Genomic DNA, 22,353 nt, shown 5'->3' with positions numbered 1-22,353 from the left:
GTGACCGTGTTCAACCGCCTCGAAAGCCCCTACTGGCAGGTCGCCTTCAAGCTCGGCGACGGTAGTCGCGTCCAGAAAAGCCTGGGCACCATGGATGAGGCCGTGGCGCGGGAGCGGGCCATGGTGATGTATGACGAGGCCCGGCTCCGGGAGCGCATGGGTCTCAGCGCCAGGGCCGTGAGCTTCAACCAGGCGGCGGATGCGTGGCTTAAGGAGCTTAAGGCGGAAGCAGATGCTGGGCTGCGGAAGCAGCGCAACGTGATCGACTACACCCCCATCGTGGATAGGTACCTGAAGCCGTTCTTCGGGGAGAAGTCGATCGATGAGATCCGGGAGCCGGATATCGCCCAGTACCGCAGCTGGCGGCGGGACTACTGGATCAAGGGACCGGGCAGCAAGATCACCCATATCGAATATGAGCGTGGCGGCCTCCTGATCCAGAAGCCCCTGCCCCGGGGCATCAAGGCCCCGCGCACCGGCACCGTCAACACGGAGAACACGGTCCTCCGGGGTATCTTCAACCATGCCAAGAACCAGCGCTGGGTCACCGTTCAGCAGATCCCGGAGATCAAGAACGAGGTCCAGCGCAAGAGCGAGGCCAAGCGGCATGCCCATCGGCCCTTCACCCAGGCTGAATGCCAGCAGCTGGAGCGGTTCCTGGATGGCTGGGTGGGTGCCAATCACATCAAGGAGCGCGAGCGCTGGCGGCGCGAGGCGATCCAGGACTTCATCCTGCTGCTGATGGCCGGTGGCTTCAGGGAGAATGAGCTGAGCAAGAAGGACGAGCGCACGGGTCAGTGGAGCGGTGTCTGCTGGCGGGACGTGGAGTTCTTCACCTCTGCCAAGGGCGTGCCCCTGGTCCAGCTGCGGGTCACGGGCAAGACGGGTCCCAGGGAGACCGTGCCCATGCAGAACGCCGAGTTCATCCTCCGCCGTCGCCAGCAGCGCTGCCCCACTGCCGGTCCCGATGACTTCGTGATGAGCCTGCCCGATGGGAGCCGCATCGCTGGCTTCGACAGCGGCGTGCGCCGTGTGCTTACCGCCGCCGGGCTGCTTCAGGACCCGGTAACTGGCCGCAAGCGCGGCATCTACAGCTTCCGCCACACCTACGCGACGCTGCTGGTGACGTCGGGCCGCGTCAGCCCGGCAGAGCTGGGCGCCAACATGGGCACCAGCCTGCCCATGATCGACCGCCACTACTACCACTTCGATCCCAAGAAGGCGGCGGATCGCCTGTCGGACACCTCGGACGATCGCTGAGCGGTCCACGGCACATGGCTGATCCTGAGTTACTCAGGATCATCTCCAGTTAATTCCCCAAGCCTGACAACCTCAGAAGAGGAGATGCCAATGCACTTCAAGCGCAAGAAGCCTCGGACCCGTTGGATCGCCTTCTGCGGCTGTTCGTGCTGCGCCACAAAGCTTCGGCAGGTGCCCAACGAGCTGAAGCTCCCTCAGTCGGATCGCAAATGCGCGCAGAAAATGATAGAGGTCTAACTCCCGCAACCATCCTTTAGCAGCTCAGATATTCTCTCGTGTGTGGATGTCGAACGGCAGGATCACGGTCTGGCGGGCGTTGCGGTTGGGATCTGTAGCAGCCCTGATCATGCTGTCGATCGTTTCGCGCGCTAGGCGCTGCAGGGGATGCGAGATCACCAGGCTCAGCGTCCCATCGAGAAGAGCCGCGCGCGTGTTGTCCATGAGCTCGTAACCCACGGACACCAGGCTTCCTGATCTACGGCAAGTCCGAATTGCGTTCATCGCGCCCGAGATGCCGCCGCCTGAGATATAGAGCCCGGTCAGGTCAGGGTTGGCGTTCAGGAGCCTTTCCGTCATCTCCTCGGCCACGGCGCTCGTCTCGAAAGTCGAGATAGGTTCGAGGAGTTGGAACTCGGGAGCGTATTCTCGGAAGTAGGACCGGAAGCCGCTCTCGTTCATTTCCTGGCAGCGGTAGCGGTGGTTGCCGACGAGGATGCCGATCTTGCCCGGCTGTTTGCAGATGTTGTGGAAGGCCCAGGCTGATGTCCGTCCCACCTTCCAGTTATCGAGACCCACGTAATTGACGTTTCCGGTCGCGGAGAGCTGCGAGATCAGCGCAAACACGGCCACGTCCTTCTCCTCGAGGGTGGTGACAGCCTGCGTCACGACAGGGTGGACGGCCGATACGACCCCCACCGCCTGGCACGTCTCGCCGAGTTCCAGCACCTTGCCGCCGATGAATTGCGGTGAGAGATCCTGTGCAAAGACGACCTCGACCTCGATGTCATGCTCCTCGATCGCGCGGGACGCCTCGGTGAGCGCTGTTCCCAGCATCTTGTAGAAGGTGCGGTTCGGTTGATGCAGTACGAAACCGAACTTCAGCTTGGATCGGCGTGACGCGATCTGGGCCTTTATGGTGCCCACACCATAGTAGCCGATCCGCTCGGCAGCCTCCCTAACCGCCTGAATCGTCTCAATCTTCACTGCCTCAGCGCCGGAGAGGACCCGGTTCACCGTCGAGACTGAAACATTTGCCTCACGGGCGACGTCTCGGATGGTGGGGCGTGGCATTTGACACATTCTCCATGAGATGTTTTGTCTCAATTAGCGGATTTTGTGAAACAAAAGAAATGAAATTTCCGTTCCAACCTAAGTGATGTTGAGTCAAACATTCTATCATGTCAATTGATACGCATTGACATACTGGATTTCCAGACGATGGATGACCTCAAGTTCGGAACTCGGAACAAGCGCGGCGACTGGGCGCCCAATGCTCATCCCCAGATCGCGTTCTTCTGGTCCAAGCCGCTTGATCTGAGGGCCTGGGGCAAGTTCCTCATCGACTACATCTGGCCGTGGAACGCCTTCCACATGGCCGTCACACTCATTTACTGGAACTTCCTCCTCCCGGACTGGGAGACGATGAAGACGCTCAGTTGGGGCTGGGCCCTGTGGCTCTATGCCGTCAACTCGATCGGCATCTTCATCATGTATGGCTCGGTGGAGTTCTTCTATTACTGGAAGCGCAAGCAGGGCACGCGCTTCAAATACAATGCCAAGTTCCCGGCTGAGCAGCCTTCCGACGTCTTCTGGTTCAAGAGCCAGAACATTGACAACTTCCTGAGGAGCTATCTCTCCGGGATCGTGTTCTGGACGCTCGTCGAAGTGCTCATGCTCTGGTGCTTCGCCAACAATTACGTGTGGTGGCTGAACCCGGCTGATCATCCTTACTGGCTGCTGTTCATGCTGTTCATGACGCCGGCGATCCACGAGGTGAACTTTTTCTTCATTCACCGGCTCATCCACGTGCCGATCCTCTACAAGTGGATCCACTCCATTCACCACAACTCGATCAATCCGTCGCCCTGGTCATCGCTTTCGATGCACCCGATCGAGACCTTCCTCTATCACGGCGTGGTGTGGTGGCACCTAGTGCTTCCCTCGAATCCCTTCATCGCCCTCTACCAGCTGCATCTCGCAGGCTACGGAGCGCTCAACGGTCACATCGGGTTCGATACGCTGGAGCTCACCGAGGACAAGCCACTCACGACGCATGCCTACCTTCACTACCTGCACCACAAGTATTTCGAGGTGAACTACGGCGGCGACGGCCTGATCCCCCTCGATAAGTGGTTTGGCTATTGGCACGACGGTAGCAAGGAAGCCCAAGCCCGAATGGATGCTCGCTATCAAAAGAAGGTAGCGCGGATGAACGCAAAGAACGCGAGCAGTGCCTGAACATTTTTCAAACCCCGTCACCGCGACGGATAACATGGGAGGAAGACAATGAAGCTTACCAAGACACTGGTTCTGATGGCGACTGCCGCAGTCATGGCGATGTCCGCCACGACGGCCTTCGCCGGTGCCAAGATTTTCGTGATCGGTGGCAAGCCCGACGATCCGTTCTGGGGGATCGTCAAGCGTGGAGCGGAAGATGCGGCGAAGGTCGTCGAAGCCCAGGGCGGTTCGGTGACCTGGCTCGGCCCGCAGAACTACGATAATCTCGGCGTTGACGCTGCCGAACTGATCCGCCAGGCCATCGCTCAGGGTGCAACCGGCGTTGTCGGCCCCGACTGGGTTCCCGACGCGATGGATCCGGCCTTCAAGGCGGTGAAGGATGCCAAGATCCCGCTCGTTATTTACAACGCCGGTGGCATTCAGGCCGCTGATCGCCTCGGCGCTCTCAACTACGTAGGTGCCATCGACTACAAGGCAGGCGTCGCCGGTGGCGAGTATCTTGCCAAGGCCGGTGCCAAGAAGGGCGTTTGCATCAACTCCCTGCCGGGTGCCGCCAACATCGAAGACTACTGCAAGGGCTTCAAGGAAGGCCTCGAGAAGAACGGCGCTACCTACGACGTACTCCCGCTTCCGGCAACCGCCGAAGGCAACGTTGGTGCTGTCTCTGAAGCCTTCAAGGCCTATCTGGCCAGCCATCCCGACACGGATGCCGCCTTCACCACCGCCAACCTTGACGCCATCGGCGTCGCCCAGGGCATTTCTGCGGCTGGCATGGACGGCAAAGTGAAGTTCTGCGGCATCAACTTCGACGAAGGCATCCTGAACCAGATCAAGGAAGGCAAACAGGCCTGCGCCATTGATCAGCAGGGCTACCAGCAGGGCTTCTATGCCGTGTCGATCCTCAATGGCTTCATCAATTATGGTCTGACGATCGCCACGCGCGAAATCCTGACCGGCCCGGGTGTTGTCGACTCGACGACCATCGACGCCACGATGGCCGGTGCGAAGGAAGGCACCCGCTAAGGTAGGTGACGAGTAGCAGGCCGTCCGGCAGAGCCGGGCGGCCTTTCTCGACCGCAAGCGCATTTGCTGTAAGCTGCAGATCGGCAGAGTGAGGATCCATGGCAGACACCATATCCGCCAGGAGCGGGCGTTTGGGGCAGCTCTTGCGGCGTCCCGAAGCCGGAATCTTTCTGGGGCTGATCACCGTCTACATCATCTTCGCGGTTCTTGGTGGCGAAAAGTTCATTGGACCATCCGGCTGGTCGAGCTGGCTGAACGTTGCGGCAGAAGTCGGCATCATTGCCTTGCCGGTCAGCCTGCTCATGATTGCAGGTTACCTCGATATTTCGGTGGGGGCCGTTGTTCCCGCCTCAAGCCTCGCGGTTGCGCTGATCAGCAATCATTTTGGCATGCCCATCGTTGTCGGAATCGCCGGGGGCCTCGCCGTGGGTCTGCTGGTGGGCTTCGTGAATGGCCTGCTCGTAACGCGGACATCCGTTCCGTCCCTGATCATCACCATTGGAACGATGTTCGGCACAATGGGCCTCGCGCTGGGACTGACGGTCTGGATCAAGGGTTCAACGGGCGTCTTTCTCGTCGCCGATCCCGTGACCAAGCTCATCTTTGGTGAGGCACTCGGCGGCATGTTCCGCGTCGGCATCTTCTGGTGGCTGGCCATCGCTGCAGCGTTTTACTACCTCCTGCACGTCAGCCCATGGGGGAATGGCGTCTTCGCAATGGGTGGTGACCGGGAAAGTGCGCGCAATGCCGGCATTCCGACGGATAGGCTGACAATCCAGCTCTACATGCTCTCGGGTCTTGCGTCCGCATTCGTCGGGGTGCTGCAGATCATCGCCAACAGCAATGCCCAGGTGGCTGCCGGTAGCACATTCATCTTCAATTCAATCATGTGCGTGGCGATTGGCGGCGTCGCACTGACCGGCGGTGCCGGATCAGTTCTTGGCGTCGTGCTCGGCACGATCATCTTCTCTGTCGTAACGCAGGGTGTCTTCTATTCCGGCCTCGACACGAACCTCGTGTCGATCGTCATTGGTGCAATGTTCCTGCTCGCGGTGCTGACGAACGACAGCTTCCGCAACTTCATCCAGATCTTTTTCAGCAAGTCGAAGTGAGGCAGGGAATGGAGCTTATACGCAAATTATTGCGAGGCCCAGCCGCTGCGGCAGTGCTGAGTTTGATCGCCGTCGTGGCGTTCTACGTTATCGTCGGGCGTGCCAATCTTCTGGAACTGGGAGCGGCCGCGAGCTGGCTCAATTTCGCAGCCAATCTCGGAATAATCGCGCTGCCCGTCGGACTCCTGATGATTGCGGGCGAAATCGACATTTCATTTGGCGCCATGATCCCCGCGGGCGCGATCACGATCGCACTCCTTTCTGGCACTTATGGCCTTCCGATCGAAGTCGGCATTCTCGGGTCCTTGGGACTGGGTGCCATAGTCGGTCTTATCAACGGCCTGCTGACTACGCGCACGAAGGTTCCGTCCCTCCTCATCACGCTTGGCACCCTGACGATCATGCAGGGCGTCGTTCTGTGGGGTGCGATGAGCCTCGCGGGCAATGCCAGCATTCCCCTCAAATCCCCTGATTGGGCTAAATTTCTCTTTGGTCATCTGATCGGGAACAGCCACCAGGTCGTCATTGTCTGGTGGGTCGTGATGGCCCTGGCCTTCGGCTTCTTTCTGCACAAGACACGCTACGGAAACTGGATCTTCGCTCTGGGCGGAGACCGGAACTCGGCGCGCAATGCCGGTGTGCCGACGACGAAAATGACGATCGCGCTCTTCATCATGTCAGCAATGGCAGCATGCTTTGTAGGTATGTGCGGTGCCATCCAGTTCAACACGACGCAAGTGTCGGGCGGCATGAGCTACATCTTCAACGTCATTGCCAGCGTCGTGGTCGGCGGCGTGCTGCTGACCGGTGGATTTGGCTCGGTGACGGGAATCTTCATTGGCACGCTCACCTTTGCCATCGTGAACAAGGGTATCTCGTTCACGGCCATCAATCCAAACTGGGCGAATCTGATCATCGGCACCACCTTGGTGCTCGCTATGCTGATGAACGAGTATTTCCGCAAAAAGGCTTTGGCCTACAGCCCCAAGAAAGTGTGAGGACTTCAAGCATGACCGGGTCATCGACATCACCCATCCTTGAGCTTCGCAACGTCAACAAGTCCTTTGGACCCATCGACGTCCTGCATGACATCACCCTCCAGGTGCGCGCGGGCGAGGTTTTGTGTCTTCTTGGCGACAATGGTGCTGGCAAGTCGACGCTCATCAAGATCATGTCGGGCGTCTATATCCCGACGTCCGGCGAGATCCTGATGGATGGTCAGGCGGTTCGCTTCGATACGCCGAGGGATGCATCCGAGAAGGGCATTGCCACTGTGCACCAGTTTGGTGGCACCTTCCCCCTGATGTCGATCGGCCGATCCTTCTTTGTGGGTGTCGAGCCCACCAAGGGCTGGGGCCCCTTCAAGGTCTTCGACCGCAAGAAGGCCAATCACATTGCCATCAATGCTCTCCAGAGTTTCGGTATCACTCGCATCGACGATGGAGACCGGCTCGTTGGCGGCCTGTCCGGTGGCGAAAGACAGTCGCTGGCGATTGCGCGAGCCGTGCATTTCGGAGCCCGCGTCCTCATTCTCGATGAGCCTACCGCAGCGTTGGGCGTGAAGCAGGCTGCCCACGTCCTTCGTATCGTCAATGAGGCAAAGCGGCGTGGACTTGCCGTCATCTTCATCACCCATCAGGTCATGCACGCGATGGCTGTGGGTGACCACTTCGCAGTATTGATCCGTGGCGCGGTCGCCGCCGACTTCCGTCGGGGCGAGAAGAGCCGCGAGCAGATCACGGATCTCATGGCTGGTGGTGAGACGATGGCCGATCTCGAGTCCCAGATCGAAGGCTACATGGCAACACATGACGGGCACCCTCCACCTACCCACACCTGACCTCCCCCTGGAAGCGGTCTCGCCAGGGTCTTCCGGCCGCTTCCCTTTTTATTCACGCCCGCGCCCGCCAGGGCACAGAAAACCTTAGAGTTTACGAAATGACTTCACCCTTCACGCTCGCCGCCTGCGCCGAGATGCTCTGGCAAGAAAAGCCCTTCGAATGGCGCCTCAGGCGCCTTACAGAACTGGGGTTCCAGTGCGGCATCTGGAACTGGACATCGCACGACCTGGGGATGCTGGAGAGGTCTGGCGCCGTGTTCTCGTCGATGACCGGCTACATTCGTGGTCGGCTGGGGGACGAAGAGGGTGCTGCAGAACTCCTCGCGACAGCGGCGCAATCGGTGGAAGTGAGCAAGCGTCTGAACGTGGCGCGTCTGAACCTCCATGGCACAGGCCTCGGCGACCGAGGACTGCCGGTAATACCTTGTGAAGTTGTCACGGGTGCCATGTGGCTCAAGGCGCGCGACACGTTGAACCGGATCGCCGATCTGGGCGACAGGCACGGCGTCACCTTCATGATCGAGAACTTGAACCTGGCCGTGGACCACCCGGGCGTGCCGTTCGCACGGATCGAGGACACGTTGGCACTCGTGTCCTCAATTGACCGCAAGTCGCTCGTTCTCAATCTCGATCTCTACCATGTGCAGATCGGCGAAGGGAACCTGATCTCCTGGTGCCGGAAGAGCCTGCCTTGGATTGGCGAGATCCAGGTGGCGGACGTCCCCGGGCGCATGGAGCCTGGGACCGGCGAGATCAACTATCACGGGGTGGCCCGCGCCTTGAAGGCGATGGGCTACAGCGGGCCGGTGTGCATGGAGGCCTTCGCGTCGGGAGACGCCGAGGTGGCACTTCAGGCATTCCGGGAAGCTTTCACAATCTGACATTCAATCGAGGAAAGACATGACGATACGGGTTGGCCTGATCGGGGCAGGCATCATGGGGGCAGATCATGCGCGGATCCTCGCGCTCGAACTGCCGGGCGTCACGCTGCACACGGTCTGCGACGCAGATGGTGCCCGCGCCCGGAAGATCGCCGACGAGGCGGGGGCAGCGCATGTGAGTGCTGATCCCCTTGCTGTGATCTCCGACAAGTCGGTCGATGCCGTGCTGATCGCCAGTCCCGATCACACCCACGCACCGCTGAGCAAGGCCTGCGTCGAAGCTGGAAAGCCCGTCCTCTGCGAAAAGCCCCTGTCTCAGGATTCGGTCGAATGCCTGGACGTCATGGCGGCGGAGACGAAGCTCGGACGGCGGCTGGTCCAGATCGGCTTCATGCGGCGCTTCGATCCGTCCTATGTCGAGATGAAGGATGCGCTGAGGGCCGGACGCATCGGTAGCGCGGTGATGATGCACAATTTCCACCGCAACGTCTCGGCTCCTGCCAATTTCACCGGGCAGATGGCCATCACCAATTCGGCCCCGCATGAGTTCGACATCGCCCGTTTCGTACTCGATGCCGAATACGAGACGATTTCCGTGTTTCGCCCCAGGTTCAGTGATCCTTCCAAGGTCGGTTCACCCGTCTTCATGGTGCTCAGCACGCGGTCTGGCCAGCTGGTGAACGTCGAGATCAACAACAACGCCGCCTATGGCTATGACGTGCGCGGCGAGCTCATCGGCGAGAAGGGATCGGTCTTCCTCAGGTCGCCCGTCGCGAGCGAGATTCACGTGGACCTCCAGGCAGCCACCTCCTACCCGGCCGACTGGCGTCCTCGCTTTGCCGAGGCCTACCGCCGCCAGAATGCAGCCTGGCTCAAGTCCATCTCCACGGGAAAGCCGGCAGGTGCCAGCGCCTGGGATGGCTATGCAGCCACGCTGGTTGCCGAAGCTGGAGTCCAGTCGCTCGAAAAAGGCGCTCCCGCTGCCGTCGCTCCGGTGGCGAAGCCCAAGCTCTATGAGGACCGCACATGAAGATTGGAATGGTAACCGACTCACTCGGGCATCTGGGCTTTGACAAGATGCTCGAGACCGCGGCGGGGCTCGGCATCGAGGGTGTAGAGTTCAACGCTGCGAACTGGACATCGGCTCCGCACATGAAGATCGGCGATCTTCTGGCCAGCACCGCTGCCTGCCGAACGATGCAGGCTGCGGTAAAGTCTCACGGCCTCGAAATCATCGCTCTGAATGCCAACGGCAACCAGCTGCATCCCACCGAGGGTGACAAGCAGTCGACGGCCTTGCATGACACAATTCGGCTGGCCGGTCTGCTGGGTGTCGAGACTGTCGTGCTGATGTCGGGCCTTCCTGAAGGCGCACCCGGTGACAAGATGCCGAACTGGGTGATCTCGTCGTGGCCGCCCGAAACGCAGACCATCCTCAAGTACCAATGGGAAGACCGCCTGCTGCCCTACTGGTCGACGCTGGTCGCCTTTGCCCAGGCGCATGGCGTGAAGAAGCTCGCGGTCGAGCTTCATGGCAACCAGCTCGTCTACAACGTTCCAACCCTGCTGCGCCTGCGCAAGGAGGTGGGCAACATGGTGGGAGCGAACTTCGACCCCTCGCATCTCATGTGGATGGGGGCCGATCCGCTGGCTGCCATCGATGCACTTGGCCCGGCGATCTACCACACCCACGCCAAGGACACCTTCATCAACAAGCCTGTGTGTGCCACCACCAGCCGTCTCGAGAACGGATCTCTTGTGGACATCCCGGCTCGTGCCTGGAGCTACATCACGCTGGGCTATGGTAATGGTGAAAGCTGGTGGAAGGACTTCTGCTATCGCCTCCGCATGGTCGGATACGACGGCTGGCTGTCGATCGAACATGAAGATGTGATGCTTGGCCGCGAGGAGGGTGTCCGCCGGTCTGTCGAATTGCTGAACGCTGTGATGCCGTCTGATCCCAGCGACTACAAGCCCCAGGAATTTTGAGGAGAAGCCACATGCCGCGCAAGCGCCCCACTATCGCCGATGTTCGTGCCAACAAGGGCAAGTACCAGTACACCATGATGCGAGTGGAAAACTGGGAGGAACTCGCTGCCGCCGAAGAGGCCGGCATCGACATGGTCTCGGTCCCGCCCGAGATGCTCATCCAGAAGCACTTCCGTGACGTGGCTCCGTCGCTCTTCGCCATTCCGGGCAAGCCCCTCTACGAAATGGGTACCTCCGACGACATCCTTCGCTGGGCCTTCCAGATGGTCAATGCCGGGGCTGATGCCGTCTATTGCGCCGCCTCCTTCCCGGTTGTGAGGCGTCTCGCTGACGAGGCGGTGCCGGTGATTGGCCACGTCGGTCTCATCCCCTCGAAGTGCACCTGGACGGGTGGCTTCAAGGCTGTAGGCAAGACGGCTGACCAGGCCATGCATGTCTGGGAGATGTGCAAGCTTTACGAGGAGGCTGGAGCCTTCGGCGTCGAGATCGAGGTGGTACCGCCGGAAGTCACCGCGGCGATCTCTGCTCGCACCTCGCTGTTTATGGTGTCCATGGGTGGCGGCAAGGGTGGTGATTGCCAATATCTGTTCGCCTGCGACGTGCTGGGCACCAACACGGGACACGTGCCGCGTCACTCGAAGCAATATGCCAATCTCGCGAAGGAATTTGACCGCATCCAGAAGATGCGCGTCCAGGCCTTCAAGTCCTGGGTGGGCGAAGTTCAGACCGGCGCCTGGCCGGACGCTCCCTACATCGTTTCCGCTCCCAAGAAGGAGATGGATACCTTCAAAACCCGGCTCGCCAAGGAAGCGGGTGGCCCCAAGAAGCGGAAATGAACGAGGACGTCATGTCAAAATGGGTTGATGTATGCAGCGCGGACGAAGTCCCCCTCGAGGACGTAACGCGCTTCGATTTCGAAGGACGTACCTTCGCGATCTACCGGTCTCCGGAAGACGCGTTCTATGCCACGGATGGTCTTTGCACTCACGAGAAGATCCATCTGGCGGATGGACTGGTCATGGATAACGTGATTGAGTGCCCCAAGCATAATGGGCGCTTCGACTACAAGAGCGGCCAGGCGCTGGGCGCACCGGTCTGTGTCAATCTCCGCACCTATCCAGTCAAGGTTGAGGGCGGAAAGGTCCTCGTTGACATTACGTAAGCAGAAGGGCGCCTGTCGCTCGGAGGCTGAACACTGAGTTTCACTGATTTGAGGAGACATTGAATGCTGCGTTTTGGAGTCCTGGGTGCTGGCCGCATCGGCAAGGTGCACGCAAGAACGATTGCCGCCTCCGGCAAGGCCAAGGTTGCCTATCTGGCGGACGCCATGCCAAAGGCAGCGGAGGACCTCGCGGCAGAGGTCGGTGCCAAGGTCGCGAGCGTCGAGGACATCATCAAGGCGAAGGACGTTGACGCCATCCTGATCGCCACCCCCACCCCCTTCCATGCCGAGCAGATCGAGGCCGGCTCCAATGCCGGCAAGGCCGTGCTGTGCGAGAAGCCGGTCAGCCTCTCGGTCGCCCGCATCGAGGAATGCCTGAAGACGGTCGCCAAGAACAAGACCACCCTGATGATCGGCTTCAACCGCCGCTTCGACCCCAACTTCGCCACCCTCCAGAAGCGCCTGCGCGACGGCGCCATCGGCAATGTCGAAATGGCCACCATCATCAGCCGCGACCCGGCCCCGCCGCCCGCGTCCTACGTGAAGAGCTCCGGCGGCATCTTCCGCGACATGATGATCCATGACCTTGATCTGGCACGCTTCCTGGTGGGAGAGGAGTTCGTCACGGTGCAGGCGCTGGGTGCCGCCCTCGTCGACAAGGCCATCGGTGACGAAGGCGATTGCGACACCGCCGCCGTGCAGATGCAGACGGAGTCGGGCAAGATCGCCGTCATCACCAATTCGCGCCGCGCCACCTATGGCTACGACCAGCGCATCGAGGTGCATGGTTCGAAGGGCATGCTGCGCGCCGGCAACGTCCACAACACCACGGTGGAAGTGGCCAATGCCGAGGGCTTCCACGAGGACCCGATCCTCAACTTCTTCACCGAGCGCTACGGCCAGGCCTATGCCAACGAAGTGCTCACCTTCATCGACGCCGTGACCAACTCCAAGCCCGTTGCACCCTCGGGCCATGACGGGTTGCAGGCCCAGAAACTGGCCGATGCCGCAACCGAGTCCTGGCAGACCGGCAAGCCCGTGAAAGTGAGCTGAATCAGATGGATATCGAGAGCCTCAAGCACCTGTCGATGGACGGCAAGACCGCCGTCATCACGGGCTCGACGCAAGGGCTGGGCGAAACCATCGCGCAGCTCTTCGCCGACCGCGGCGTCACCCAGATGGTCATCACCGGCCGCAACGCCGAGCGCGGGCAGCGGGTCAAGGCCGCACTCGAAGCCAAGAAGGTGAAGACCGTCTTCGTGCAGGCCGACCTCGTGAAGCTCGCCGACGTGCGCAAGATCGTGGCGGCCTGCGACGCCTCCTTCGGCCGCATCGATGCCCTCGTCAACGCCGCGGCGCTGACCGACCGCGGCACCATCTGGGACACCTCTGAGGCGCGCTACGACGAGCTCTTCGATGCCAATGTGAAAGCACCCTTCTTCCTCATGCAGGACGCGCTGCAGCTGATGAAGAAGTCGAAGACCTCCGGCACCATCGTCAACATCCTCTCGATGTCGGGCCACGGCGGTCAGGACTTCCTCACCGCCTATTCCACCACCAAGGGCGCGCTCGCCACCATGACGAAGAACGTCGCCTATGCGGTGATGCGCTACAGGATCCGCGTCAACGGCCTCAACATCGGCTGGATGGACACGCCCGGCGAAGACCGCATCATGAAGACCTATCATGACGCCGACCCCGACTGGCTGAAGGCCGCCGAAGCCGCCCGCCCGGTCGGCCGCCTGCTGAAGCCCGGGGAAGTCGCCCGCGCCACCGCCTATCTCTCGAGCGATGAATCGGGCCTCATGACCGGCTCCATCATCGACTTCGACCAGCAGGTGCTGGGCGCCGGCAACGCCATCGCCGAGCCGCCGGACGCGGTGTGGTAGCACCCCTCACAACGGCCGCCCGCGAGGCGGCCGTTGCGTTTCCGGATGATGCTTGTGCGTTGCGCAGCGATGCCGGGAGCATGCGTTTCGATGCCGGATGCGTTGCTGCCGTAGACACGGCGCGGCGCTTTTCCGGGCAACCGAAAGCAACCGTGAAAAGGATCCCAATTGCACCGGCCGCAACAGGAATATGTTCATCCTGCGGCAAATCCATGCCAGCGCCATGGCGGCATGTGCCCCGCGCGTCGTCAGCAGAATTGCGAAAAGGATTGCCGGGTCACGCCCGGCAATGATGAAGCCCGGATGAAGCGTAACACCGTGAAGCATATTGGAACCTGCATTCCATCGCGCCTCCGAGCCGGAGCGGCCTGACACGTCGTCTCCCGCGTCTTCAGCGGGAGAAGAAGGGACCCGTTGCACTTCGCAGCGGGGAGATGAGGGGAAATATGCACTGCTGATGCTTCAGACCCCGCTTCCCCTCACCTCCCCCAACTGCGTTGGGGCCCCTTCCTCTCCCGCCTTGCGGGAGAGGACGTGAAGTGGTCAGGCGGCGCGGCGGAGCGCGAAGCGGGTGCCGGCGTCGTGGATGGCGATGAAGCCCATGCGGGCCATGGCGGCGAGTGTGGCGCGCACCTGTGGCTCTGCCTTGCGGCCCTGTTTGAAGGAGAGGGCGATATCGAGCGCAGAGAGCGGGGTTGCGGCAGCGGCAAGGGCAGCCATGACGGCGCCCGCCTGCTCCACCGCGCCAGCGGGGAAATTGACCTTTGCCTTGGCGGCCGCGGCGGCGGGCAGGCCGAGATCAGCTTCGAACTGCTCCTGCTTCTCGCGCGCGGAACCGAAACGGGGAATCTGGTAATCGGGGCGGAGCCAGCGGACCTGGCCCTTCGCCTCTTCGCCTGCGCGCTGCTTGTTGAGGGCGACGAGGCGAACGAGCACCTCCTGCTCGGGCAGGTCCACCGGCCAGCCATAGGCCTGCGCCACGGCGGCATCGAGTTCCGCGTGAAGCTCCTTGAGGATGAGGACGAGGCCATCATCGCGCAGCCGCTCGTCCTCCTTCGAGAGCGCGGCACCGGACCTTAACTTTTCCAGCACGTTATACATCTGGGTGAGGGTGATCTCGGGATGATCTGCCTGCACTGCCTTGCGGTGCGCATCCAGCTTCTCGGCGATGCTGGCTATGCGGGAGCGGGTGAACTCATCGGGATCGGGGAAGGGGAAGGGATCGAAGCAGCGAGATTTCACGTAGACTGCGTCGCCTTCATACACGCCAATCTTAGCTGAGTTAGCAGCGTACCACGTGAAATGAATTCTGCTCATCAAAATACCCAGCATGAAGGAATCGTCAAAAGCTATTACGACAATCTTATTGTCCGGCAGAATTGCCGCATTAAGAAACTGGAATATCCGGTGCTTGGCAGTTTCCACGGTGGCGATATAGCGCGGTAGACCGACAAGAGCTGGGCGTATCTCATCTCGTGTCCGCCCAAAGAGCCACCACCGCGCCTTTATGTCTGCATCACGATTCTGATCTCTCTTTGGTTTCACAGAACGAAGGAGGTGCTGATAGACCTCAGGATACTCATCGCGGACCCTTTCCGAATCGAGACCATAGAGATCAATAGCCATGACACCGCGAGGAGTTGAAACTATATCTCTCCCGTTTCGATATGGACGGATGTAGCGCTCAAGACCGGCGCGGCGACCAAGACCAAGATGCTGAGCTTCCTGCTCCGTAACGATGAAGCCAGCACCGAACAGCATCATGCCTCTTGATGACAGCCCAGAGTTTGAGACGAGAGGACTGACCGTAGAGAGGTCTGCTCCTATCGTAAGATCATTGTTGATCTTCCCTTCCGATCTCCTGAAAGCAAGCTTCGGCTCATCGGTATCCAGCCCTTCCTCAGAAACCACCTCCTGCAATACGCCATCCAGTCTTCCTGCGCCTACGGCTGTCATAGCGATACGGACAGCCGCAGCCTGCTTAGTCGCCTTCGTCCACGGATGATCAGGAATAGCGAGCAAGATCGAGACCGGCTGTTTGGCTGAGAGGTGCTTCTCCACCGTGCGGCGCTGGAAGACCTGCGTGATCGAATTGGTCGTCACCAGACCAAAGCGCTTCAGCCGTGTTGCCTTGCGCGTCAAAACCTCGGCTGCCCTGTCCCACCAATACATCACGAAGTCAGCGCTGTCGTTCATGTCCTTGTGGGCAGCCCACAGGGCTTCGGCATAGTCATCACCCAATTTCGAGCGAATGTCCTTGCCGCCGATGAAGGGTGGGTTGCCGACGATGTAATCCGCCTCCGGCCACTCGGGCCTGCGCGGGTTGATGTAGTGGCCCTTTGCATCCACCCCGTCTTGCGCCAGCACGGCATCCATGTGGCGGATGTTCCTGTAATCCCGCAGCACCGGCTCGCCCGGCAGGCTGCGGTTGTTGCGGATGTGCCATTGCAGATAGCCGATCCACAGCACCAGCTCCGCGATGTGGCGGGCGCGGGCGTTGATTTCCAGCCCCAGGAACTGGTGCGGGTCCACCTCGTGACGCTCGAGCCCGGCCAGCGCCTGCTGGCCGCCGAGGTTGAGAAGGGCTTCGACCACGTCACCCTCCAACCGCTTCATGAGTTCCAGCGTGACATAGAGGAAGTTGCCGGTGCCGCAGGCGGGATCGAGCACGTGGGTGTTGTAGAGCTTTTCGTGGAAGGCCTGCACGGCGGCGATGGCGTCCTTGCTGCGGCCTTCACCCGTCAGCCGTTCGGCGGCGGTAAGGACTTGCTGCCATTCGCTGCGCAGGGGTTCGATGACGGTGGCGACCACGAGGCGTTCCACATAGGCGCGCGGCGTGTAATGCGCGCCGAGGCGGGCGCGCACATCAGGATCCAGCGCCTGTTCAAGCAGGGTGCCGAAGATGGAGGGGTCCACCTCGCGCCAGTCCTGCCTTGCGGCCTCGCGCAGCTCGCCGATCTCCTCCTTCTCCAGCGGGTAGGCGGGCGCATCGCGGAAGAGCTGGCCGTTGAATTTCTTCACGCGGTCCTGCACGGCGGAGGCATAGTCGCCGCGGTCCATCGCCTGCCACAGCATTTCAAGCTCGGGCGCGAAGATGTGGGGCTTGTCGCGCGCGCGGTCGAGCAGGCTGGTGAAGGTATCCTTGGGCAGAAGCTCCACGTCCTCGGCGAACATGGTGAAGATGCAGCGCATGAGGAAGGCGGCCACGTCCTCCGCCGGGAGCTTGCGCTGCTCCATGCGTTTGGACACGGCGGCCAGCCTTTCGGCTATTTGTCGCGTGGCCTTGACGGCGCGGCGGGTGGGATCGAGCGCATGCGGATCATCCCAGATGAGGCGGAAGAGCTGCTGGATTTCGGGCTTCGCCAGATCATCGAGATAGATGCGGAAGTTCTGCCGGTCCGGGAACTGGGTGTAGTTGCGGCCCTTGCCGGTGAAATCGGCGTAGAGCTCGAAGCAGAGGCCGACATCGCAGACGATGATGAAGGGCGGCCAGTCATGCGCGGGCGGCAGATGGCGCGCATAGTTCTCGGCCTGCTGGCGGGCGTTGTTCATCAGCACGTCCCAGGCGCGGGAGGACTTGCCGCGCTGCTGGTCATTCTCCTTCGGGAAGAGGTCCTTCTGGTTCGGGAACTCGCTGCGCTCACGCCTTGCGCGGGACTGCTTCGATTCCAGCACGAAGGCGCCGCGCTTGTAGAGGTCGATGAAGTTGCGGCCCCTGTCGCCCTTCACGTCGAACTCGAACTTGTAATCTCCGTCCATCGGCTCTTCGAGGCCGAGGGCCTGACAGAAATGGATGAGGAACTTCTGCGACTGCGCGCGCTCGCCGCCGCCTGCATTGCGCCAGTGCGTGATGAATTTGCTGATTGCGTCCGCCGTCACAAGGTGACGTTACGATGCAGTGAATGCAACCAAAAGTTATATATCGATTTCAGGAAACAGGAAGCTGGGCCCCGGGGCCCAGCTTCCTGTTTCCTGAAATCGATATATAACTTTTGGTTGCATTCACTGCATCGTAACGTCACCTTGTGACGGCGGACGCAATCAGCAAATTCATCACGCACTGGCGCAATGCAGGCGGCGGCGAGCGCGCGCAGTCGCAGAAGTTCCTCATCCATTTCTGTCAGGCCCTCGGCCTCGAAGAGCCGATGGACGGAGATTACAAGTTCGAGTTCGACGTGAAGGGCGACAGGGGCCGCAACTTCATCGACCTCTACAAGCGCGGCGCCTTCGTGCTGGAATCGAAGCAGTCCCGCGCAAGGCGTGAGCGCAGCGAGTTCCCGAACCAGAAGGACCTCTTCCCGAAGGAGAATGACCAGCAGCGCGGCAAGTCCTCCCGCGCCTGGGACGTGCTGATGAACAACGCCCGCCAGCAGGCCGAGAACTATGCGCGCCATCTGCCGCCCGCGCATGACTGGCCGCCCTTCATCATCGTCTGCGATGTCGGCCTCTGCTTCGAGCTCTACGCCGATTTCACCGGCAAGGGCCGCAACTACACCCAGTTCCCGGACCGGCAGAACTTCCGCATCTATCTCGATGATCTGGCGAAGCCCGAAATCCAGCAGCTCTTCCGCCTCATCTGGGATGATCCGCATGCGCTCGATCCCACCCGCCGCGCCGTCAAGGCCACGCGACAAATAGCCGAAAGGCTGGCCGCCGTGTCCAAACGCATGGAGCAGCGCAAGCTCCCGGCGGAGGACGTGGCCGCCTTCCTCATGCGCTGCATCTTCACCATGTTCGCCGAGGACGTGGAGCTTCTGCCCAAGGATACCTTCACCAGCCTGCTCGACCGCGCGCGCGACAAGCCCCACATCTTCGCGCCCGAGCTTGAAATGCTGTGGCAGGCGATGGACCGCGGCGACTATGCCTCCGCCGTGCAGGACCGCGTGAAGAAATTCAACGGCCAGCTCTTCCGCGATGCGCCCGCCTACCCGCTGGAGAAGGAGGAGATCGGCGAGCTGCGCGAGGCCGCAAGGCAGGACTGGCGCGAGGTGGACCCCTCCATCTTCGGCACCCTGCTTGAACAGGCGCTGGATCCTGATGTGCGCGCCCGCCTCGGCGCGCATTACACGCCGCGCGCCTATGTGGAACGCCTCGTGGTCGCCACCGTCATCGAACCCCTGCGCAGCGAATGGCAGCAAGTCCTTACCGCCGCCGAACGGCTGACGGGTGAAGGCCGCAGCAAGGACGCCATCGCCGCCGTGCAGGCCTTCCACGAAAAGCTCTACAACACCCACGTGCTCGATCCCGCCTGCGGCACCGGCAACTTCCTCTATGTCACGCTGGAACTCATGAAGCGGTTGGAGGGTGACGTGGTCGAAGCCCTTCTCAACCTCGGCGGCCAGCAGGCGCTGGCCGGGCTCGAGCGTCACGAGGTGGACCCGCACCAGTTCCTGGGGCTGGAAATCAACGCCCGCGCCCGCCACATCGCGGAGCTGGTGCTGTGGATCGGCTATCTGCAATGGCACATCCGCAACAACCGCAGCCTGCCGGGCGAGCCGGTGCTGCGGGATTACAGGAACATCCGCCACATGGATGCCGTGCTGGCGCAAGACGGGGTGGATGCAAAGGGCCACTACATCAACCCGCGCAGGCCCGAGTGGCCGGAGGCGGATTACATCGTCGGCAACCCACCCTTCATCGGCGGCAAGGACATTCGCTCGAAATTGGGTGATGACTATGCCGAAGCCCTGTGGGCTGCCCACAAGGACATGAACGACAGCGCTGACTTCGTGATGTATTGGTGGGACAGGGCAGCCGAGGTTTTGACGCGCAAGGCAACACGGCTGAAGCGCTTTGGTCTGGTGACGACCAATTCGATCACGCAGGTCTTCCAGCGCCGCACGGTGGAGAAGCACCTCTCAGCCAAACAGCCGGTCTCGATCTTGCTCGCTATTCCTGATCATCCGTGGACGAAGGCGACTAAGCAGGCTGCGGCTGTCCGTATCGCTATGACAGCCGTAGGCGCAGGAAGACTGGATGGCGTATTGCAGGAGGTGGTTTCTGAGGAAGGGCTGGATACCGATGAGCCGAAGCTTGCTTTCAGGAGATCGGAAGGGAAGATCAACAATGATCTTACGATAGGAGCAGACCTCTCTACGGTCAGTCCTCTCGTCTCAAACTCTGGGCTGTCATCAAGAGGCATGATGCTGTTCGGTGCTGGCTTCATCGTTACGGAGCAGGAAGCTCAGCATCTTGGTCTTGGTCGCCGCGCCGGTCTTGAGCGCTACATCCGTCCATATCGAAACGGGAGAGATATAGTTTCAACTCCTCGCGGTGTCATGGCTATTGATCTCTATGGTCTCGATTCGGAAAGGGTCCGCGATGAGTATCCTGAGGTCTATCAGCACCTCCTTCGTTCTGTGAAACCAAAGAGAGATCAGAATCGTGATGCAGACATAAAGGCGCGGTGGTGGCTCTTTGGGCGGACACGAGATGAGATACGCCCAGCTCTTGTCGGTCTACCGCGCTATATCGCCACCGTGGAAACTGCCAAGCACCGGATATTCCAGTTTCTTAATGCGGCAATTCTGCCGGACAATAAGATTGTCGTAATAGCTTTTGACGATTCCTTCATGCTGGGTATTTTGATGAGCAGAATTCATTTCACGTGGTACGCTGCTAACTCAGCTAAGATTGGCGTGTATGAAGGCGACGCAGTCTACGTGAAATCTCGCTGCTTCGATCCCTTCCCCTTCCCCGATCCCGATGAGTTCACCCGCTCCCGCATAGCCAGCATCGCCGAGAAGCTGGATGCGCACCGCAAGGCAGTGCAGGCAGATCATCCCGAGATCACCCTCACCCAGATGTATAACGTGCTGGAAAAGTTAAGGTCCGGTGCCGCGCTCTCGAAGGAGGACGAGCGGCTGCGCGATGATGGCCTCGTCCTCATCCTCAAGGAGCTTCACGCGGAACTCGATGCCGCCGTGGCGCAGGCCTATGGCTGGCCGGTGGACCTGCCCGAGCAGGAGGTGCTCGTTCGCCTCGTCGCCCTCAACAAGCAGCGCGCAGGCGAAGAGGCGAAGGGCCAGGTCCGCTGGCTCCGCCCCGATTACCAGATTCCCCGTTTCGGTTCCGCGCGCGAGAAGCAGGAGCAGTTCGAAGCTGATCTCGGCCTGCCCGCCGCCGCGGCCGCCAAGGCAAAGGTCAATTTCCCCGCTGGCGCGGTGGAGCAGGCGGGCGCCGTCATGGCTGCCCTTGCCGCTGCCGCAACCCCGCTCTCTGCGCTCGATATCGCCCTCTCCTTCAAACAGGGCCGCAAGGCAGAGCCACAGGTGCGCGCCACACTCGCCGCCATGGCCCGCATGGGCTTCATCGCCATCCACGACGCCGGCACCCGCTTCGCGCTCCGCCGCGCCGCCTGACCACTTCACGTCCTCTCCCGCAAGGCGGGAGAGGAAGGGGCCCCAACGCAGTTGGGGGAGGTGAGGGGAAGCGGGGTCTGAAGCATCAGCAGTGCATATTTCCCCTCATCTCCCCGCTGCGAAGTGCAACGGGTCCCTTCTTCTCCCGCTGAAGACGCGGGAGACGACGTGTCAGGCCGCTCCGGCTCGGAGGCGCGATGGAATGCAGGTTCCAATATGCTTCACGGTGTTACGCTTCATCCGGGCTTCATCATTGCCGGGCGTGACCCGGCAATCCTTTTCGCAATTCTGCTGACGACGCGCGGGGCACATGCCGCCATGGCGCTGGCATGGATTTGCCGCAGGATGAACATATTCCTGTTGCGGCCGGTGCAATTGGGATCCTTTTCACGGTTGCTTTCGGTTGCCCGGAAAAGCGCCGCGCCGTGTCTACGGCAGCAACGCATCCGGCATCGAAACGCATGCTCCCGGCATCGCTGCGCAACGCACAAGCATCATCCGGAAACGCAACGGCCGCCTCGCGGGCGGCCGTTGTGAGGGGTGCTACCACACCGCGTCCGGCGGCTCGGCGATGGCGTTGCCGGCGCCCAGCACCTGCTGGTCGAAGTCGATGATGGAGCCGGTCATGAGGCCCGATTCATCGCTCGAGAGATAGGCGGTGGCGCGGGCGACTTCCCCGGGCTTCAGCAGGCGGCCGACCGGGCGGGCGGCTTCGGCGGCCTTCAGCCAGTCGGGGTCGGCGTCATGATAGGTCTTCATGATGCGGTCTTCGCCGGGCGTGTCCATCCAGCCGATGTTGAGGCCGTTGACGCGGATCCTGTAGCGCATCACCGCATAGGCGACGTTCTTCGTCATGGTGGCGAGCGCGCCCTTGGTGGTGGAATAGGCGGTGAGGAAGTCCTGACCGCCGTGGCCCGACATCGAGAGGATGTTGACGATGGTGCCGGAGGTCTTCGACTTCTTCATCAGCTGCAGCGCGTCCTGCATGAGGAAGAAGGGTGCTTTCACATTGGCATCGAAGAGCTCGTCGTAGCGCGCCTCAGAGGTGTCCCAGATGGTGCCGCGGTCGGTCAGCGCCGCGGCGTTGACGAGGGCATCGATGCGGCCGAAGGAGGCGTCGCAGGCCGCCACGATCTTGCGCACGTCGGCGAGCTTCACGAGGTCGGCCTGCACGAAGACGGTCTTCACCTTCTTGGCTTCGAGTGCGGCCTTGACCCGCTGCCCGCGCTCGGCGTTGCGGCCGGTGATGACCATCTGGGTGACGCCGCGGTCGGCGAAGAGCTGCGCGATGGTTTCGCCCAGCCCTTGCGTCGAGCCCGTGATGACGGCGGTCTTGCCGTCCATCGACAGGTGCTTGAGGCTCTCGATATCCATCTGAT

At 61.2% G+C, this 22,353-nt stretch carries 17 protein-coding genes; 14 read left to right on the top strand and 3 right to left on the bottom strand.

Annotation, left to right across the window (positions count from 1 at the left end):
- Positions 1-1,260, top strand: a 1,260-nt coding sequence (locus tag WCJ41_RS11040; RefSeq protein ID WP_336905912.1) for a hypothetical protein, incomplete at its 5' end; no start/stop codon positions are given.
- A gap of 261 nt (positions 1,261-1,521) precedes the next feature.
- Here WCJ41_RS11040 and WCJ41_RS11045 read toward each other — a convergent pair.
- Positions 1,522-2,550 (bottom strand): LacI family DNA-binding transcriptional regulator, encoded by a 1,029-nt coding sequence (locus WCJ41_RS11045; RefSeq protein ID WP_336905913.1) that lies wholly within the window; start codon positions 2,548-2,550, stop codon positions 1,522-1,524.
- A 147-nt stretch (positions 2,551-2,697) separates the two neighbouring features.
- Between WCJ41_RS11045 and WCJ41_RS11050 the strand changes: the two genes are divergently transcribed.
- The 12 genes from WCJ41_RS11050 to WCJ41_RS11105 all read left to right on the top strand — a co-directional run bounded on the left by WCJ41_RS11050 (position 2,698) and on the right by WCJ41_RS11105 (position 13,613).
- Positions 2,698-3,717 carry a sterol desaturase family protein gene (locus WCJ41_RS11050; protein WP_336905914.1) on the top strand — a complete coding sequence of 340 codons (1,020 nt, stop codon included), beginning with the start codon at positions 2,698-2,700 and terminating at the stop codon, positions 3,715-3,717.
- 48 nt (positions 3,718-3,765) lie between these two features.
- On the top strand, positions 3,766-4,740 hold the full coding sequence (locus tag WCJ41_RS11055) for a sugar ABC transporter substrate-binding protein (RefSeq protein WP_336905915.1): 975 nt from the start codon (positions 3,766-3,768) through the stop codon (positions 4,738-4,740).
- Positions 4,741-4,838: 98 nt separating this feature from the next.
- Positions 4,839-5,852, top strand: a complete 1,014-nt coding sequence (locus WCJ41_RS11060; protein WP_336905916.1) for an ABC transporter permease — start codon at positions 4,839-4,841, stop codon at positions 5,850-5,852.
- A gap of 8 nt (positions 5,853-5,860) precedes the next feature.
- Positions 5,861-6,850, top strand: coding sequence for an ABC transporter permease (locus WCJ41_RS11065; RefSeq protein ID WP_336905917.1), 990 nt, complete (start codon positions 5,861-5,863; stop codon positions 6,848-6,850).
- Between the two features lie 11 nt (positions 6,851-6,861).
- Positions 6,862-7,692, top strand: a complete 831-nt coding sequence (locus WCJ41_RS11070) for an ATP-binding cassette domain-containing protein (protein WP_336905918.1) — start codon at positions 6,862-6,864, stop codon at positions 7,690-7,692.
- A 98-nt stretch (positions 7,693-7,790) separates the two neighbouring features.
- Positions 7,791-8,573 (top strand): TIM barrel protein, encoded by a 783-nt coding sequence (locus WCJ41_RS11075; protein WP_336905919.1) that lies wholly within the window; start codon positions 7,791-7,793, stop codon positions 8,571-8,573.
- 19 nt (positions 8,574-8,592) lie between these two features.
- A complete protein-coding gene (locus WCJ41_RS11080; RefSeq protein WP_336905920.1) occupies positions 8,593-9,603 on the top strand; it encodes a Gfo/Idh/MocA family oxidoreductase in 1,011 nt (336 codons plus the stop codon).
- Positions 9,600-10,562: a sugar phosphate isomerase/epimerase gene (locus WCJ41_RS11085; protein WP_336905921.1), complete on the top strand. Its 963-nt coding sequence runs from the start codon at positions 9,600-9,602 to the stop codon at positions 10,560-10,562. The genes WCJ41_RS11080 and WCJ41_RS11085 overlap by 4 nt, the downstream gene beginning before the upstream one ends.
- An 11-nt stretch (positions 10,563-10,573) precedes the next feature.
- Positions 10,574-11,398 carry a 3-methyl-2-oxobutanoate hydroxymethyltransferase gene (locus tag WCJ41_RS11090; RefSeq protein WP_336905922.1) on the top strand — a complete coding sequence of 275 codons (825 nt, stop codon included), beginning with the start codon at positions 10,574-10,576 and terminating at the stop codon, positions 11,396-11,398.
- 11 nt (positions 11,399-11,409) lie between these two features.
- The gene (locus tag WCJ41_RS11095; protein WP_336905926.1) at positions 11,410-11,724 is read left to right on the top strand and encodes a MocE family 2Fe-2S type ferredoxin; all 315 of its coding nucleotides are present in this window, start codon (positions 11,410-11,412) and stop codon (positions 11,722-11,724) included.
- A gap of 63 nt (positions 11,725-11,787) precedes the next feature.
- A complete protein-coding gene (gene iolG / locus WCJ41_RS11100; protein WP_336905923.1) occupies positions 11,788-12,777 on the top strand; it encodes an inositol 2-dehydrogenase in 990 nt (329 codons plus the stop codon).
- Between the two features lie 5 nt (positions 12,778-12,782).
- The gene (locus tag WCJ41_RS11105) at positions 12,783-13,613 is read left to right on the top strand and encodes an SDR family oxidoreductase (protein WP_336905924.1); all 831 of its coding nucleotides are present in this window, start codon (positions 12,783-12,785) and stop codon (positions 13,611-13,613) included.
- A gap of 543 nt (positions 13,614-14,156) precedes the next feature.
- Here the strand turns inward: WCJ41_RS11105 and WCJ41_RS11110 are convergent.
- Positions 14,157-17,492 (bottom strand): DNA methyltransferase, encoded by a 3,336-nt coding sequence (locus WCJ41_RS11110; protein WP_336905925.1) that lies wholly within the window; start codon positions 17,490-17,492, stop codon positions 14,157-14,159.
- Between the two features lie 146 nt (positions 17,493-17,638).
- Between WCJ41_RS11110 and WCJ41_RS11115 the strand changes: the two genes are divergently transcribed.
- Positions 17,639-20,974, top strand: coding sequence for a DNA methyltransferase (locus tag WCJ41_RS11115; RefSeq protein ID WP_336905925.1), 3,336 nt, complete (start codon positions 17,639-17,641; stop codon positions 20,972-20,974).
- Positions 20,975-21,517: 543 nt separating this feature from the next.
- Here WCJ41_RS11115 and WCJ41_RS11120 read toward each other — a convergent pair.
- Entirely contained in the window at positions 21,518-22,348 is an 831-nt protein-coding gene (locus WCJ41_RS11120; RefSeq protein ID WP_336905924.1) for an SDR family oxidoreductase, read from the bottom strand.
- Between the last annotated feature and the right edge of the window lie 5 nt (positions 22,349-22,353).

The sequence above is a fragment of the Aestuariivirga sp. genome (assembly GCF_037139295.1).
GTDB lineage: Bacteria > Pseudomonadota > Alphaproteobacteria > Rhizobiales > Aestuariivirgaceae > Aestuariivirga.
This window is presented reverse-complemented; position numbering and strand designations above follow the sequence as displayed.